General features: G+C 75.2%; 1 protein-coding gene. It reads right to left on the reverse strand.

What is annotated here, in order from left to right; genetic code table 11:
* Positions 1-495: ATP-binding cassette domain-containing protein (locus MTR62_RS21195; protein ID WP_244024658.1), on the reverse strand; the 495-nt coding region annotated here is incomplete at both ends.

Consider the following 495-nt stretch of genomic DNA (forward strand, 5'->3'; position numbering starts at 1 on the left):
ACGGCAACGAAGGCCGACCATCCCCCCGTCACCACACGTGTCGCGGTCCCCGACAGCGCGACGATCCGGTCCATCCCCGCGAGCAGCGCGCGGTCGTGGCTGGCGACCAGCACCCCGCCGTGCCAACCCTCGAGCACCCGCAGGACCAGCGCCCGCCCCGCCGCATCGAGATTGTTGGTCGGCTCGTCGAGCAGCAGCAGGTCGGGCCGCTCGATCAGCAGCCGCGCCAGCGCGACACGGGTGCGCTCCCCACCCGACAGGCTCGCCACGCGCCGATCGAGCGCGAGGCCCGCCAGGCCCACCTCGACCAGCGCTTCCGCGATCCGCGCTTCGAGCGTCCAGTCGGCCTCGGCGAAGTCCGCCTCGTCCCCCTCCCCCGCAACGATCCGCGCAAGCCGGGCGAGCCCCGGCGCCACGCCCAGCACATCGCCCAGCGCGCGGCGGCCGTCCCAGTCCTGTTCGAGCAGACCGACCCGCCCGGCGCGCACCACGCAG

The organism is Novosphingobium organovorum (assembly GCF_022832435.1).
Classification (GTDB): Bacteria; Pseudomonadota; Alphaproteobacteria; order Sphingomonadales; family Sphingomonadaceae; genus Novosphingobium; species Novosphingobium organovorum.